Source organism: Curtobacterium sp. Curtsp22, from assembly GCF_059492135.1.
Window position 1 is genome coordinate 1,290,324 of record NZ_CP168519.1, and the last position, 13,313, is coordinate 1,303,636.

12 protein-coding genes are annotated in these 13,313 nt (G+C 70.9%); 4 read left to right on the plus strand and 8 right to left on the minus strand.

All coding sequences use genetic code 11. The features are described from left to right. Positions 1 to 16 precede the first annotated feature (16 nt). Genes ACEN8D_RS06085 through ACEN8D_RS06100 form a run of 4 tightly spaced genes read right to left on the minus strand, consistent with a single transcriptional unit; the run spans position 17 to position 4,854 of the window. Positions 17 to 907: an ABC transporter permease gene (locus ACEN8D_RS06085; protein ID WP_413398430.1), complete on the minus strand. Its 891-nt coding sequence runs from the start codon at positions 905 to 907 to the stop codon at positions 17 to 19. Continuing rightward, positions 904 to 1,845 carry an ABC transporter permease gene (locus ACEN8D_RS06090; RefSeq protein ID WP_092384060.1) on the minus strand — a complete coding sequence of 314 codons (942 nt, stop codon included), beginning with the start codon at positions 1,843 to 1,845 and terminating at the stop codon, positions 904 to 906. Before ACEN8D_RS06090 ends, ACEN8D_RS06085 begins: the two co-directional genes overlap by 4 nt. Next, positions 1,845 to 3,245: a M14 family zinc carboxypeptidase gene (locus ACEN8D_RS06095; protein WP_413461266.1), complete on the minus strand. Its 1,401-nt coding sequence runs from the start codon at positions 3,243 to 3,245 to the stop codon at positions 1,845 to 1,847. The genes ACEN8D_RS06090 and ACEN8D_RS06095 overlap by 1 nt, the downstream gene beginning before the upstream one ends. 16 nt (positions 3,246 to 3,261) lie before the next feature. Further along, on the minus strand, positions 3,262 to 4,854 hold the full coding sequence (locus ACEN8D_RS06100; RefSeq protein WP_309888675.1) for a peptide ABC transporter substrate-binding protein: 1,593 nt from the start codon (positions 4,852 to 4,854) through the stop codon (positions 3,262 to 3,264). A gap of 180 nt (positions 4,855 to 5,034) precedes the next feature. Here ACEN8D_RS06100 and ACEN8D_RS06105 point away from each other — a divergent pair, with 180 nt between their 5' ends. Both ACEN8D_RS06105 and ACEN8D_RS06110 read left to right on the plus strand, forming a co-directional pair. Next, a complete protein-coding gene (locus ACEN8D_RS06105; RefSeq protein WP_413399659.1) occupies positions 5,035 to 5,679 on the plus strand; it encodes an FMN-binding negative transcriptional regulator in 645 nt (214 codons plus the stop codon). Further along, the gene (locus tag ACEN8D_RS06110) at positions 5,676 to 7,151 is read left to right on the plus strand and encodes an amidohydrolase (protein WP_413461265.1); all 1,476 of its coding nucleotides are present in this window, start codon (positions 5,676 to 5,678) and stop codon (positions 7,149 to 7,151) included. Before ACEN8D_RS06105 ends, ACEN8D_RS06110 begins: the two co-directional genes overlap by 4 nt. Before the next feature lie 6 nt (positions 7,152 to 7,157). Here ACEN8D_RS06110 and ACEN8D_RS06115 read toward each other — a convergent pair whose 3' ends face one another. Genes ACEN8D_RS06115 through ACEN8D_RS06125 form a run of 3 tightly spaced genes read right to left on the minus strand, consistent with a single transcriptional unit; the run spans position 7,158 to position 9,244 of the window. Beyond that, positions 7,158 to 8,084 carry an Fpg/Nei family DNA glycosylase gene (locus tag ACEN8D_RS06115; protein ID WP_309778998.1) on the minus strand — a complete coding sequence of 309 codons (927 nt, stop codon included), beginning with the start codon at positions 8,082 to 8,084 and terminating at the stop codon, positions 7,158 to 7,160. Positions 8,085 to 8,103: 19 nt separating this feature from the next. Beyond that, a complete protein-coding gene (locus ACEN8D_RS06120) occupies positions 8,104 to 8,592 on the minus strand; it encodes a ribose-5-phosphate isomerase (protein WP_413399964.1) in 489 nt (162 codons plus the stop codon). Between the two features lie 22 nt (positions 8,593 to 8,614). Beyond that, positions 8,615 to 9,244, minus strand: coding sequence for a helix-turn-helix domain-containing protein (locus tag ACEN8D_RS06125; protein ID WP_413399963.1), 630 nt, complete (start codon positions 9,242 to 9,244; stop codon positions 8,615 to 8,617). On the opposite strand from ACEN8D_RS06125, the gene ACEN8D_RS06130 reads away from it, so the two are divergent. Next, complete coding sequence (locus ACEN8D_RS06130) at positions 9,243 to 9,770, plus strand: GNAT family N-acetyltransferase (protein WP_309888660.1); 528 nt, start codon at positions 9,243 to 9,245, stop codon at positions 9,768 to 9,770. The two genes, ACEN8D_RS06125 and ACEN8D_RS06130, sit on opposite strands and share 2 nt — an antisense overlap. Positions 9,771 to 9,926: 156 nt before the next feature. Here ACEN8D_RS06130 and ACEN8D_RS06135 read toward each other — a convergent pair whose 3' ends face one another. After that, positions 9,927 to 10,487 carry a mycothiol-dependent nitroreductase Rv2466c family protein gene (locus ACEN8D_RS06135; RefSeq protein ID WP_217637385.1) on the minus strand — a complete coding sequence of 187 codons (561 nt, stop codon included), beginning with the start codon at positions 10,485 to 10,487 and terminating at the stop codon, positions 9,927 to 9,929. Positions 10,488 to 10,695: 208 nt separating this feature from the next. Here ACEN8D_RS06135 and pepN point away from each other — a divergent pair, with 208 nt between their 5' ends. Then, on the plus strand, positions 10,696 to 13,275 hold the full coding sequence (pepN, locus tag ACEN8D_RS06140) for an aminopeptidase N (protein WP_413398745.1): 2,580 nt from the start codon (positions 10,696 to 10,698) through the stop codon (positions 13,273 to 13,275). Positions 13,276 to 13,313: the final 38 nt, after the last annotated feature.

A 13,313-nucleotide genomic window follows, 5' to 3' on the forward strand; every position in this document is an offset into this window, starting at 1 on the left:
GGTCGAGTCTGACGGATCAGCGCCGTCGGGGGTCGAGCGCGGCGCGCAGCGTGTCCCCGAGCGCGATGACGCAGAGCACCGTCACGGCGAGGAACACCGCGGGTGCGACGAGCATGTGCGGCGCTCGGAGGAACTGACTCGTCGCGGCGGAGAGCTGCAGTCCCCACGAGATCGCCGGACTCTCGAGCCCGATGCCGAGGTACGTCAGGGACGACTCCGACACGATGACGCCGCCGACGGTGATCGTCGCGAGCACGAGCAGGGGTGAGATCGACGACGGCAGGACGTACCGCGTCGTGATCCGCCACGTGGAGAGCCCCATCGTCCGCGCGGCGAGCACGAACTCGGCGTTCCGGACGCTCCGCACGCTCGACCGCACGAGCCGGGCCATCGTCGGCCAGCCGAACAGCGCGAGCACGAGCGAGACCGTCAGCACCGAGCGCTCCCCCGCGCTGTTCAGGACGACGACGGCGCCGAGCAGGAACGGGAAGCCGAGGAACACGTTGGTGAGCCGCGCGAGCACCGCGTCGACCCAGCCGCCGACCATGCCCGCGACGGTGCCGACGACGACGGCGACGACCCCGGCGAGGACCGTGGTGAGCACGGCGACGGCGATCGACGACCGCGTGCCGTAGACGACGTTGGCGTAGACGTCGCAGCCCTGCAGGTCGAAGCCGAACGGATGGCCACCGATCGGCGCGGCGCCACTGCGACCGAGGTCGCACACCCGCGGGTCGCCGTGGCCGAAGAAGCCGGCGAAGAACCCCGGGAAAACGGCGACGAGCACGACGACGGCGAGGACCCCGGCCGGCAGCCAGAACCCCGGACGACGGACGGCGGCGCGCAGGGGACGCCGCTTCGTGACGACGGAGGACGGGACGGTCGCGCCGATGGCGGAGGTGGTCATGCGGAGGCTCCTGTCCGGACGCGCGGGTCGAGGGCGGCGTGCAGCAGGTCGACGAGCACGCTCGTGACGAGGAACACCAGGATGAGTGCCGTCGAGATGCCGACGACGACGGCCCCTTCGTGCGACCGGATGCCCTGGAACAGCAGGTTCCCGACACCGGGGAGGTTGAAGATGCCCTCGATGATCACGGTCCCGCCCATCAGGTAGCCCAGGTCCGTGGCGAGGTAGGTCGCCGTCGGGATGAGCGAGTTGCGCATCACGTGCACGCCGACGATCCGTCCCGGCGCGAGTCCTTTCGCCCGGGCGGTCCGCACGAAGTCCGCGTCGAGCGTCTCGATCATCGACGTCCGTGTCAGCCGGGACACCGCCGCGAGACCGAACAGCGCGATCACGAACGCGGGCAGCACGTAGGCCGTCGGCCACCCCGCCGTGGCGCCCGCGACCGGGAACCAGTGGAGCCGGACCGAGAACACGAGCTGCAGCGCGACGCCGAGCACGAAGACGGGGACGGCACCGACGACGATCGTCCCGACCAGGACCGTCTTGTCGAGGACGGTCCCGCGGCGGAGGGCCGAGACCACGCCGAGCCCGATGCCGAGCAGGATCTCGATCGCCCAGGCCGTCAGCGCGAGCGTGATGGTGACCGGCCAGCGCGACGCCATCTGCTCGCCGACGGACTGGCCGCTGAAGTCCGTGCCGAAGTCGCCGCGGAACAGCCCCGCGAGGTACTGCACGTACTGCAGCCACAGCGGCTGGTCGAGGTGGTACTCGGCGCGCAGCGCCCGGACGACGGCGTCGCTGAGCGGCCGGTCGCCGCCGAGCGCCTTGATGGGGTCTCCCGGCAGCGCGAACGTCATCGCGTAGATGAGGAAGGTCACCCCGAGGAAGACGACGACCAGGCCGCCGACCCGGCGACCGACGGCGAGCGCCGGGCGCATCACGCGCCTCCTGGCACGGCCGTCGCGAGGGACGGACGGGAGGCGCGGGTCGGCCCCGCCACGTGACTCGCGCAGGCGAGGATCGCGCCGAACTGCACCCCCACCAGCTTGCTGATCGGGATCGGCTCCGCGCCGGTCGCCTCGTCGGCCTGCCAGGTCGCGTACCGCTGGGCGAGGCGGTCGCGGAGCCGCCGCAGCGGCGCGGGCGCGGTCCCCGCGGTCGTCTCGGCCTCGAGTGCCCGGAGCAGCATCCCGCCGTACCGCAGGCGGAAGCAGCGCACCAGGTCCTCGCAGCCGAACCGCTCGGCGACGGTGGCCGTCCGGTCCGCGGGCTCACGGTCGGCGCGGGCCCGGTCGGTGTCGGTCATCCCGGCGATCATCGGGATGAACGCGCGGGACCCCTCGAGGAACGGTGACTCGATCGTGAGCATCGGCGAGGCGTCGTCGAGGATCTCCTGCAGTTCCGCGCCCGAGGTACCGAGGTCGTCTGCGCAGCGGCGGAGCAGATCCGCGTAGGACTCCGCCGTCGGGGTCTGGTCGTCGGCGTCCGGGTGGCTCCAGTACGGCAGCTCGGCGACCATGCACAGCGCTCCGTGGCGCATCGCCCACGCGGCGCTGGACGCCCCGTGGATGTGCTCGCCGGGGTCGACGCCGAGGCCCTCGAGGTAGTCGTACGCCGTCTCGATGCCGTCCATCGCGAACACCGCCGGGGCGAGCTCGCGCAGGTACGGCGACTCCGGCTCACCCGTGTCCAGCGGGAGCCCCAGCGAAGCAGGCACCGCGTGCAGGGTGTCGATCACGTCCGGTAGGTCCTCGGACAGGTAGTAGTAGACCCCGCCCATCTCGCCGTTGTGCAGCGACACGAGCAGGTCCGGCCGGGTGTCGTCGATGAGCCGCATGAACGCCAGGGTCTCCGGCAGCACCTGGTCGAAGTACACCGACCGGTAGCTGTTCGGGAACGTCCACTCCACCTGGCTGTCCGGTGCCGGACGGTAGAAGTGCCGCGCGTACCAGGCCCGGTCGAACGGGTCGCGGAACCACGCCTCGTTCAACCGCATGCCGTCCGGGTCGATCGTCGGGACGATGTGCCACGTCGTGTCCAGTGCCCGGGCCGTCGCCTCGTCGCCGACCATCGTCTCGGCGAGGTGCAGGGCCGTCCACGAGCCGATCGGTTCGTTCGGGTGCACGCCGCCGACGACGACGGCGGCGTGCGACCCGGAACCGATGCGGTAGCTGTGGAGCGGCTCGCCGAGCCGACTGGTGCCGATCCGGGTGACCGTGACCTGCTCGGGGTGGGCCGCGGCGAGCGCGTCGAACCGGGCGTGCAGGTCGTCGACGAGCGGGAAGCCCTCGTGCTCGGGGACCTCGGCGACGAGGCGGAGGATGGTGCGCTGGTCCATGCGGTGGTGCCGGTCCCTACTTGACGGTGATCGCGGGGACGACCGGGCTGCCGTCGACCGCGGGCAGCGAGGCGATCTTGTCGCTCACCACGTACGAGTACTTGTCGAAGAACGTCGGGACGATCGGGAAGTCCTCGAGCACGGCCTTCTGCGTCTGGGCGTAGTAGTCGTTCGCCTCGTCCTGCGAGCCGGCGGAGTCCGCCTTCGCGAGGAGCTGGTCGACCTCGTCCGACTGGTAGTAGCCGGTGCAGGGGGCGCATCCACCGGCCGAGGTGAACAGTGCGCGGAGGGTGTTCTGCTGGCTGGCGTAGAGCGCGCCCCAGTGCCCGAAGTGCGGCCCCTCGATCTTCTTGTCGGTGAGCTCGGAGTAGTACGAGGCCCAGTCGGTGGTGGCCTTCGCGACGGTGTCGACGCCGAGGTTCTGCCGGATCTGGTTCGCGTACGCCTGGTAGAGCGAGTCGAGGCCGTTGCCGCCCGGGTAGACGAGGGTGATCGTGCCGTCGAAGCCACCGGCCTTCGCGAGCAGCGCCTTGGCCTTCGACGGGGAGAACTCGCACGCCTCGCCGCAGATGCCCTCCTCGGTCCCGGACATGTTCGGCGGGGTCAGCGCGGTGGCGGGTTCGTACAGCCCGCCGTAGATCGCCGTGTTGACCTGCTTGCGGTTGATCGACATCGAGATGGCCCGGCGCACGTCGGGGTCCGAGTAGCGCTCGTCCCAGAGCGGGAAGCCGAGGTAGTCGATGCCGGGTGCGTCGAACGAGTGCAGGCGGTCCCCGAAGTCCGCTCCGGCGCTGGTCATCTTGTCCGCCGGCAGGAAGAGGACGTCGGCGTTGCCCGCGAGCACGTCGGTGTACGCGGTGTTCATGTCCGAGTAGCTCTTGAAGGTGACGTCCTTCGTCTTCGCCTTCGTGCCCTCGTAGCCCTTCCACGCGGTGACGGTGAACGGCTGGTTCGCCTTCCACGCCTCGGTCATCTCGTAGGGGCCGTTGCCGATCGGCTTCGCGTCGTAGGCCTTGAGGTCCTCGTACGCGGCCTCGGGCATCGGGTAGAACGCGGTCTGCGCCTGGCTGAGCTGGAGCGGGAACTGGCTGTCCGCGTGGTCGAGCGTCACGGTGAAGGTGTCCTTCCCGGTCACCTTGAGCCCCGACATCTCCTTCGTCTTCGGCGTACCGGACGCCGGGTTGAGGTCCTCGTAGCCGACGATCGCGGCGAGCTCCCCGCTGTTCTCCCACGCGTTCGGGCCGTAGGCGGTGTGGTTCCACGCCTTGACGTAGCTCTCCGGCGTGACCTCCTCGCCGTTCTGGAACGTCCACCCGTCGCGGAGGGTGATCGTCCACGTGGTGTTGTCGGTCGACTCCACGCTCTTCGCGGCGACGTCGTGGAGCTTCCCCTTCGAGTCGGTCTCGGTGAGCGGCGCGAACAGGCTGAGCACCTGGGTGAAGGCCACCGTCTGGCGACCCGGTGTGAGGTGGTCGGGCTCGCCGGTGGCGTAGACGAGGCTCCCGCCGGAGCCGGCCTGGTCGTCCGCGTTCCCGGTGGCCGAACAGCCCGTGGCCACCAGCGCCAGCGTGGCTGCTGCAGCCAGCGCGGCGATCGTCCTGCGTCGCATGTGTGCTCCTCGAGTCCCGCTCCCGGGTCCGGCCCGGTCGTCGTTGACCGAGAAGCTAGGCCCGGCGGAAACCCGAACACAAGACTTCTTTCAGTGATCTCTGAAAGCTTTACCGTTCTGAAACACACCGGAAACGGCGGCCCTCGCGCCGTGGTCACCGCGTGTGCCACGCTGGCGGACATGCGACACACACCGCACTTCCTGATGACCGACGTCGACGAGGTGCGACGCCTCATCGGGGGCAACCCGTGGGCGACGATCGTCTCGCACACCGAGGCCGGGCTGGTCGCGTCGCACTACCCGTTCCTGCTCGAGACGCCCACAGCGGGCGACGCTGCCGACCCCGACGAGCTCGTCCTGGTGTCGCACGTCGGCCGCCCGGACGAGGTGGCCCACGAACTCGGTCGACACGAGGTGCTCGTCGTGTTCCAGGGCCCGCACGGCTACGTCTCGCCCGCCTGGTACCCGCCGGAGCAGTTCGTGCCGACCTGGAACCACGTGACGGCGCACTGCTGGGGCACGCCGGAGATCCTGTCCGACGAGGAGAACTTCCGCGTCCTCGGTGAACTCGTCGACCACTTCGAGCGCGTGATGCCCGAGCCGGTCTCCCTCGAGGTCGACGAGGAGACGGCACGCCGGATGGCGAAGGGCACCGTCGGGATCCGCATCCGCGTCACCCGGTTCGACGCCCGCGCGAAGCTCTCGCAGAACAAGGCACCGGAGGTGGTGGACCGGATCGTCGCGGGGCTGCGCGGCGACGGTCCGTACGCCTCGCCGGCACTCGCCGACGAGATGGAGCGTGCACACGGCTTGGAGGCGCGGTGAAGGAGATCCTGCTCCGCACCGTCCGGCGGGTGGGCACGTCCGGCGCCCCGTCCGACGTCCGGATCGTCGACGGGCTGGTCACCGCGATCGCGCCGGCCGGCACGCTCGACCCCACGGACGCCGACACCGACGTCGTCGAGACGGCCGGCGCCTGGCTCGGTCCCGGGCTCGTCGACCACCACGTGCACTTCGACCAGTGGGCCCTCGTCCGCCGTCGCGTCGACGTGTCGGCCTGCGACTCGGCGGAGGCGACCGCCGACCTGCTGGCGGAGGTGGCGCGCACCGGTGTGGCGGACCGCGTCCTGATCGGACACGGCTACCGCGACGGGATGTGGCCCCGCCCCGCACGACGTGCGCTGCTCGACCGGATCGAGCCGCGCCTCCCGATCGTCGTCATCAGCGGTGACCTGCACGCCGTCTGGTGCAACGCCGCGGCGCTGGAGCACTTCTCCGGCGTCGTCGGCCGCCCGCTCGTCGCCGGCGACGACGGGGTACTCCGCGAGCAGGACGCGTTCGACGTGACCGGCGCGCTCTCCCGCGTGCCGGACGAGGTGCTCGACGGCTTCGTCGCCGACGCCGTCGAGGCGGCCGCCGCCCGCGGCGTGACCCGGGTGACCGACCTCGAGATGACCTTCGGACTCGACCGCTGGACCCGCCGTGTGCAGGCCGGCACGGACGGCCTCCGCGTCGACTCGGGGGTCTACCCGGCCGACCTCGACGCTGCGATCCGACGGGGACTCCGCACCGGCGACGTCGTCGAGGGCACTCGCGGGCTCGTCCGGACGGGCCCGTTCAAGGTGATCACCGACGGCTCGCTCGGCACCCGGACGGCGGCGACGGCCTCCGGCGACGGCGTGCTCGTGTGGTCGTTCGAGGACCTCGTGGCGATGGTCCGTCGGGCGGTCGACGCCGGGCTCGTCCCCGCAGTGCACGCGATCGGCGACCGGGCGAACACCCTCGCGCTCGACGTCTTCGAGGCCGTCGGCGCACGCGGCACGATCGAGCACGCGCAGTTGCTGGCGGACACCGACCTGGAGCGGTTCGCACGGCTCGGGGTGGCCGCGTCGGTGCAGCCCGAGCACGCGATGGACGACCGCGACATCGCCGACCGCTACTGGGCCGGGATGACCGAGCGAGCGTTCCCGTTCGCGTCCCTCGACCGTGCCGGTGCCCGGCTGCTGCTCGGCTCGGACGCGCCGGTCGCGCCGCTCGACCCGTGGGTGTCGATGGCCGCGGCCGTCGGACGCGACCGGGACGGCCGCGAGCCGTGGCACCCGGCCGAACGCCTCGGCGCGCTGACGGCCTGGCGCGGGTCGACCGAGGGCGGTCGGGTCGGGGTGGCCGTCGGCGACGTCGCGGACCTCGTGCTGCTCGAGGCGGACCCGCTCACGGCGAGCGGTTCGGAACCGCTCCGCCGGGCGCGGGTCCTCGGGACCGCGATCGCCGGACGGTTCACGTACCGGGACGTCTGACCGGCGCTACTTCTGGTCCTTCGGGCACCAGTAGAGCTTGCGGCCGGCCATGTCGGCCATCCGGATCTCGGTGCCGCACACCCGGCAGGGTTCGCCCTCGCGGTGGTAGACCCAGTGCCGGTCCTTCCGGGACCGGACGGCCTTCGCGTGCTCGCTCTTCGACAGGCCGTCCATGGTCAGCATGAGGCCGTCGCGGACGCCCTCGTGCAGGAGCTTCGACCAGTCGTGCCAGAGCGCCTTCGCCTGCTTGACGGTGAGCTGCTTGCCCGGCTTGTAGGGGTCGATGCGCTGCCGGAACAGCAGCTCGGCGCGGTAGATGTTGCCGATGCCGCTCACGACGGCCTGGTCCATGAGCAGCTGCCCGATCGCGACGTTCCGCTTCCGGACGTTGTCGACGAAGGTCTTCTCGGCCTCGGGGCCGTCGTCGTTGATCGGGTCCGGGCCGAGCTTGTCGAGTGCCTTCTGCACGCCGGCCGGGTCCTCGACGACGCACGCCGTCGGGCCGCGGAGGTCGGCGACCGTGTCCTCGGTGAGCAGCCGCACGCGCACCTGCCCGACGGGGTCCGGCGGGAACGCCTCGATCGGGTCCTCGACCTTCTCCTGCTCGGCCATCCGGTAGCGGGCGAGACGGGGAGCGCCGATCGACGTCAGGGACTCCTCGCCGTCGTCGTCCGACAGCGCCCCGGCGGTGGAGAGGTCCCCCGCGAAGTCCCACGCCCCGTAGAGGCCGAGGTGGACGCGGAGGAACCGGTCGCCCTCGAACTCGAGGAACATCTGCTTGCCGACGGCACGGGCAGCGACCATGCGCGTGCCGTCGAGCTGGGCGGCACCGGCGGCGAACCGTCCCTGCGGACTCGACACCTCGCAGCGTTTGCCGACGAAGTGCCGGGTGAACTGGTTGGCGATGCGGTGGACGGAGTGACCCTCGGGCATTGCTCTTGTCTACTCGGCCTTACTGGTCGATCTGCTTGCCGGCGATCAGGCCGGTGGTCTCGTACTCGGCGAGCTGCGCGATGCGGCGGGCGTGACGCTCCTCGCCCGAGAACGGCTCGGCGATGAACAGGTCGACGAACCGGATCGCTTCGTCCTCGGTGTGCTGGCGGGCGCCGATCGAGATGACGTTGGCGTCGTTGTGCTGGCGGGCGAGGAGCGCGGTGGACTCGTTCCACACGAGCGCGGCACGGACGCCCTCGACCTTGTTCGCGGCGATCTGCTCGCCGTTGCCGGACCCCCCGAACACGACACCGAGCGCCTGGACGCCCGCACGCTGGTCCAGCACCACGGCGTGCGCGGCGTTGATGCAGAACGAGGGGTAGTCGTCGAGCGCGTCGTACTCGGTCGGACCGTGGTCCACCACCTCGTGCCCGGCCTCCGTCAGGTGGGTGGCGAGGGTCTTGTTGAACTCGAGGCCGGCGTGGTCCGTTCCGAGGTGGATGCGCATGGGATCGATCCTATTCCTGCGACTACTGCCCCCGGACCACGACCACGACGTACCGCGTGGGCTCCTCGCCCGGGTTCCGGTAGACGACGTCGGCGGGGTCCCCGAGCTCGATGCGGTCCCCCGCGGCGAGCCGCGTCGGCTCGCCTCCGACGACGAGTTCGAGCGCTCCGTCGACCACCCAGATGCAGTGGCGCAGGAACGCGTACGCGGACGCCGGGTAGGCCACTTCGCGGCCGGACGGGAGGCGCACCTCGGTGACGTCCGCGGGGAAGGCCGCACTCGAGATCGGTCGACGCCGGTACCCGGTCTCGGGATCGGTCCAGGAGTCGGCGGTCGCGCCGCGCTGGACGCCCCGCGCGTCGTCGGGATCGGTCGCCCGGGGCACCTCGTGGTCGAGGGACTCGTCGAGGAGCTGTGAGACCGTGAGTCCGAACGCTCCCGACAGCCGCCCGAGGATGGTCGCCGTCGGACTCGACACCCCGCGTTCGACGCGGTTGATCATGGCGCGGGAGACCCCGGACTCCTCGGCGAGCTCGGTGAGACTCCACTTCCGCTCCGTGCGGAGGCGCTGCAGGCGCTCGCCGAGCCGTCGTTGGTCGGCGTCGTCCGCCGTTTCCGGTTCCGACTCCGGTGCGTCTACGATGTGAGACATGACGACAGCATATGCGACGAACGGGTCGGGTCCGGTCACCGTCCGGGAGTGCGAGCCGCGCGACCTCGACGTCGTCCACGCACTGCACGTCGACGCCGTCCTGCACTCCACCGCCATCTGGCAGGAGGAGCCGCACCCGCGCTCGTACTTCGACGGCTGGCTCGCCGAGCGTCGCGCCGACGGCTGGCCGGTCCTCGTCGCCGAGGTCGATGGGCAGGTCGCCGGCTACGCGACGTACTCGCAGTGGCGGCCGCACCAGGGGTACCGGCTGACGGTGGAGCACAGCGTGTACGTCGTCGAGGCGTTCCGTGGGCGGGGCATCGCGACCGTGCTCATGGACGCCCTCGTCGCACGGGCACGGGCGGAGGGGCGGCACGTCCTGATGGCGGGGATCTGCAGCGAGAACGCCGGGTCGATCGCGCTGCACACCAAGCTCGGGTTCGACACGGTCGCCGTCGTGCCCGAGGTCGGACGCAAGTTCGACCGCTGGCTCGACCTGACGCTCATGCGGCTCCCGCTCGCCTGAGCCGGGCCGGGCCGGGCCGGCGGGGCGGACGCGAGCCGCGCCTCCTGGCCCCCGCGCACAACGAAAGCGCATCCGAACCGGACGTTGTCGTGGTTCGGATGCGCTCCGGTTGTGCGGCGGCCATCCGCGCCGCGTGGCTGCGCCGTCAGGCCGACGTCAGTCGGTGGTGTCGAAGATCGGGCCGACGGTCCGCGAGCGCTTGAGCTCGAAGAAGCCCGGGTACTTGGCGACCGCGACGACGCCGTCCCAGAGGTCGAGCGCCTCCTGGCCCTTCGGCGCGGGCGAGATGACCGGGCCGAAGAAGGCGGTGCCCTCGACGGCGATGACCGGCGTGCCGACGTCCTGGCCGACCCGGTCGATGCCGTCCTGGTGGCTGGCGCGCACGGCCTGGTCGACCTCGTCCGTCCAGGCGTACTCGAGCAGGTCGGCGTCGAGGCCGAGCTCCGCGAGCACCGCCGGCACGACCTGCTCCGGGTCCTGCTCCTGGCGGTGGTGGATGTGCTCGCCGAGCGCGTCGTAGAGCGGCTTGACGATCTCCTGCCCGAGGCGGAGCCGTGCCGCGGTCACGATGCGCGGGTAGACCTGCCCGGCCACGAGCCGCTCGCGGTAGGTGTCCGGGACGTCCTGGTCCTCGTTGAGGACGAACAGGCTCATCACGTTCCAGGTGACGTCGAGGTCGCGGTGCCGGGCGACCTCGCCGACCCAGCGGCTCGTCATCCAGGCCCAGGGGCAGTTCGGGTCGAACCAGAACTCCACAGCGGTGCGGTCGGCGGTCGTCTTGTCCACAGTCGTGTCGGTCACGGATGCGAGCGTACGCGTGCTCGCTAGGCTGGAGGCGACCGTCCCGCCGGTGCACGACGCCGTGCCGGGACCCCCCTCACGCGGACAAGGACCGTCCGTGTGCAACCGCGAAGATGGAGCGTCCGTGCCCGGAGAGAACCTCACCCGAATCGAAGCCCAGGAACGTGCCGCGATCGTCGACGTGCAGACGTACGACGTCGAGCTCGACCTGACCCGCGGCGCCGAGACGTTCGGCAGCACCACGCGGGTGCGCTTCACCGCCACCGACGGTGCGTCCACGTTCATCGACGCCATCACGAAGTCGGTGCACTCGATCACGCTGAACGGCACGGCGCTCGACGTCGCCGCCGTGAACGACGGGGTCCGCATCCAGCTCGACGGCCTGCAGGAGCAGAACGAGCTCGTGGTCGTCAGCGACGCGCTCTACACGAACACGGGCGAGGGCCTGCACCGCTTCGTCGACCCGGTCGACGACGAGGTGTACCTGTACTCCCAGTTCGAGGTGCCCGACTCGCGTCGCATGTTCGCCGTGTTCGAGCAGCCCGACCTCAAGGCCGAGTTCACCTTCACCGTGACGGCGCCGTCCCGGTGGCAGGTCGTCTCGAACTCCCCCACGCCCGAGCCGCACGTCGACGGCGACATCGCCACGTGGGCCTTCCCCCCGACGGCGAAGATCTCGAGCTACATCACCGCGCTCGTCGCCGGCCCGTACGAGGTCGTGCGAGACGAGCTGACGAGCCGCGACGGCCGGACGATCCCGCTCGGCGTCTTCGCGCGGAAGTCGCTCGCCGAGTACCTCGACCCCGAGTACGTCTTCGAGACCACGAAGAAGGGCTTCGCCTACTACGAGGAGAAGTTCGACGTCCCGTACCCGTTCGAGAAGTACGACCAGCTGTTCGTGCCGGAGTTCAACGCCGGCGCGATGGAGAACGCCGGGGCCGTCACCTTCACCGAGACCTACGTCTTCCGGTCGAAGGTGACCGACGCCATCAAGGAGCGCCGGGTCGTCACGATCCTGCACGAGCTCGCCCACATGTGGTTCGGCGACCTCGTCACCATGAAGTGGTGGAACGACCTGTGGCTCAACGAGTCCTTCGCCGAATGGGCCTCGACGATCGCCACGGCCGAGGCCACCGAGTGGACCGAGGCGTGGACCACGTTCCAGGCGATGGAGAAGTCCTGGGCCTACCGCCAGGACCAGCTCCCCTCGACGCACCCGATCGTCGCGACGATCAACGACCTCGAGGACGTCCAGGTCAACTTCGACGGCATCACGTACGCCAAGGGCGGCTCCGTCCTGAAGCAGCTCGTGGCGTGGGTCGGCATCGACGCGTTCTTCGCGGGCGTCTCGGCGTACTTCAAGAAGCACCACCACTCGAACACCGAGCTGCGCGACCTGCTCGTCGAGCTCGAGTCCACCAGCGGCCGTGACCTCTCCGAGTGGTCGAAGGCCTGGCTCGAGACCGCCGGGGTGAACACGCTCCGCCCCGAGATCGAGGTCGACGAGTCCGGCGCGATCACGTCGTTCGCCGTGCTGCAGGAAGCGCCGGCCGACTACCCGACGCTCCGTCCGCACCGTCTGGCGATCGGCGTCTACGCCGTCACGCAGGACGCGGACGCACCGTTCGGCGCCGACACCGCGTCCTCCGGCGGCAAGCTCGAGCGCGTGCACCGCGTCGAGATCGACGTCGACGGTGCCCGCACCGAGGTCCCGGAGCTCGTCGGCGTGCAGCGCGGCGACCTCGTGCTCCTCAACGACGACGACCTCGCCTACGCCAAGATCCGTCTCGACGAGCACTCGCGCCGGACCGCCATCGAGCACCTCGCCTCGATCGCGAACCCGCTCGCCCGCTCGATCGTGTGGGGCGCGATGTGGGACGCCACGCGTGACGCCGAGTCGCCCGCCAGCGACTACGTCCGCCTGGTGCTCGGCAACATCGCCACCGAGACCGAGTCGACCACGATCCGCACGACGCTCTCGCAGCTGCTCCTGACCGCGCGCAACTACGTCGCGCCGGCGAAGGTCGACCAGACCGTGCGCACCGTCGGCGACACGCTCTGGAACCTCGCGTCGAGCGCCGAGGCCGGTTCCGACGCGCAGTTCCAGTTCGTGAAGTTCTTCGCGCAGATCGCCTCCACGCCCGAGCACGTGGCCACCCTGAGCGGCCTGCGCGACGGTTCGGTGACGCTGAACGGGCTCGAGATCGACACCGACCTGCGCTGGGAGCTGCTCGAGGGCCTCGTGCTCGCGGGTGCCGCCTCCGGTGCCGAGGTCGACGCCGAGCTCGCTGCGGACAAGACCGCGTCGGGTGAGCAGGCCGCCGCGCGTGCCCGTGCGACGATCCCGACGGCCGAGGGCAAGCTCGCGGCGTTCTCGTCGCTCGTGGACTCGTCCGAGCTGCCCAACGCGATCGTGCGCCAGACGACGGTCGGGTACCAGCACGTGAACAGCCCGGTCGTGCTCGAGGGGCTCGTCCCGAAGTACTTCGACGTGCTCACGCGCATCTGGGCCGAGCGCAGCTACCACATGGCCGACACCATCGTCTCGGGGCTCTACCCGGCGCCGCTCGCGTCGGCCGAGCTGCGGGAGGCCGCGGCCGCGTGGCTCGAGGCGCACCCGGAGACCCCGGCGCTGCGTCGCATCGTGTCCGAGAGCCTGGCGGGGACCGAGCGTGCCCTGCGGGTCCAGGCGGCGGACGCCTGAGTCTCGGATGAGGATCGGCGGGGTCCTGGCGTTCCCCA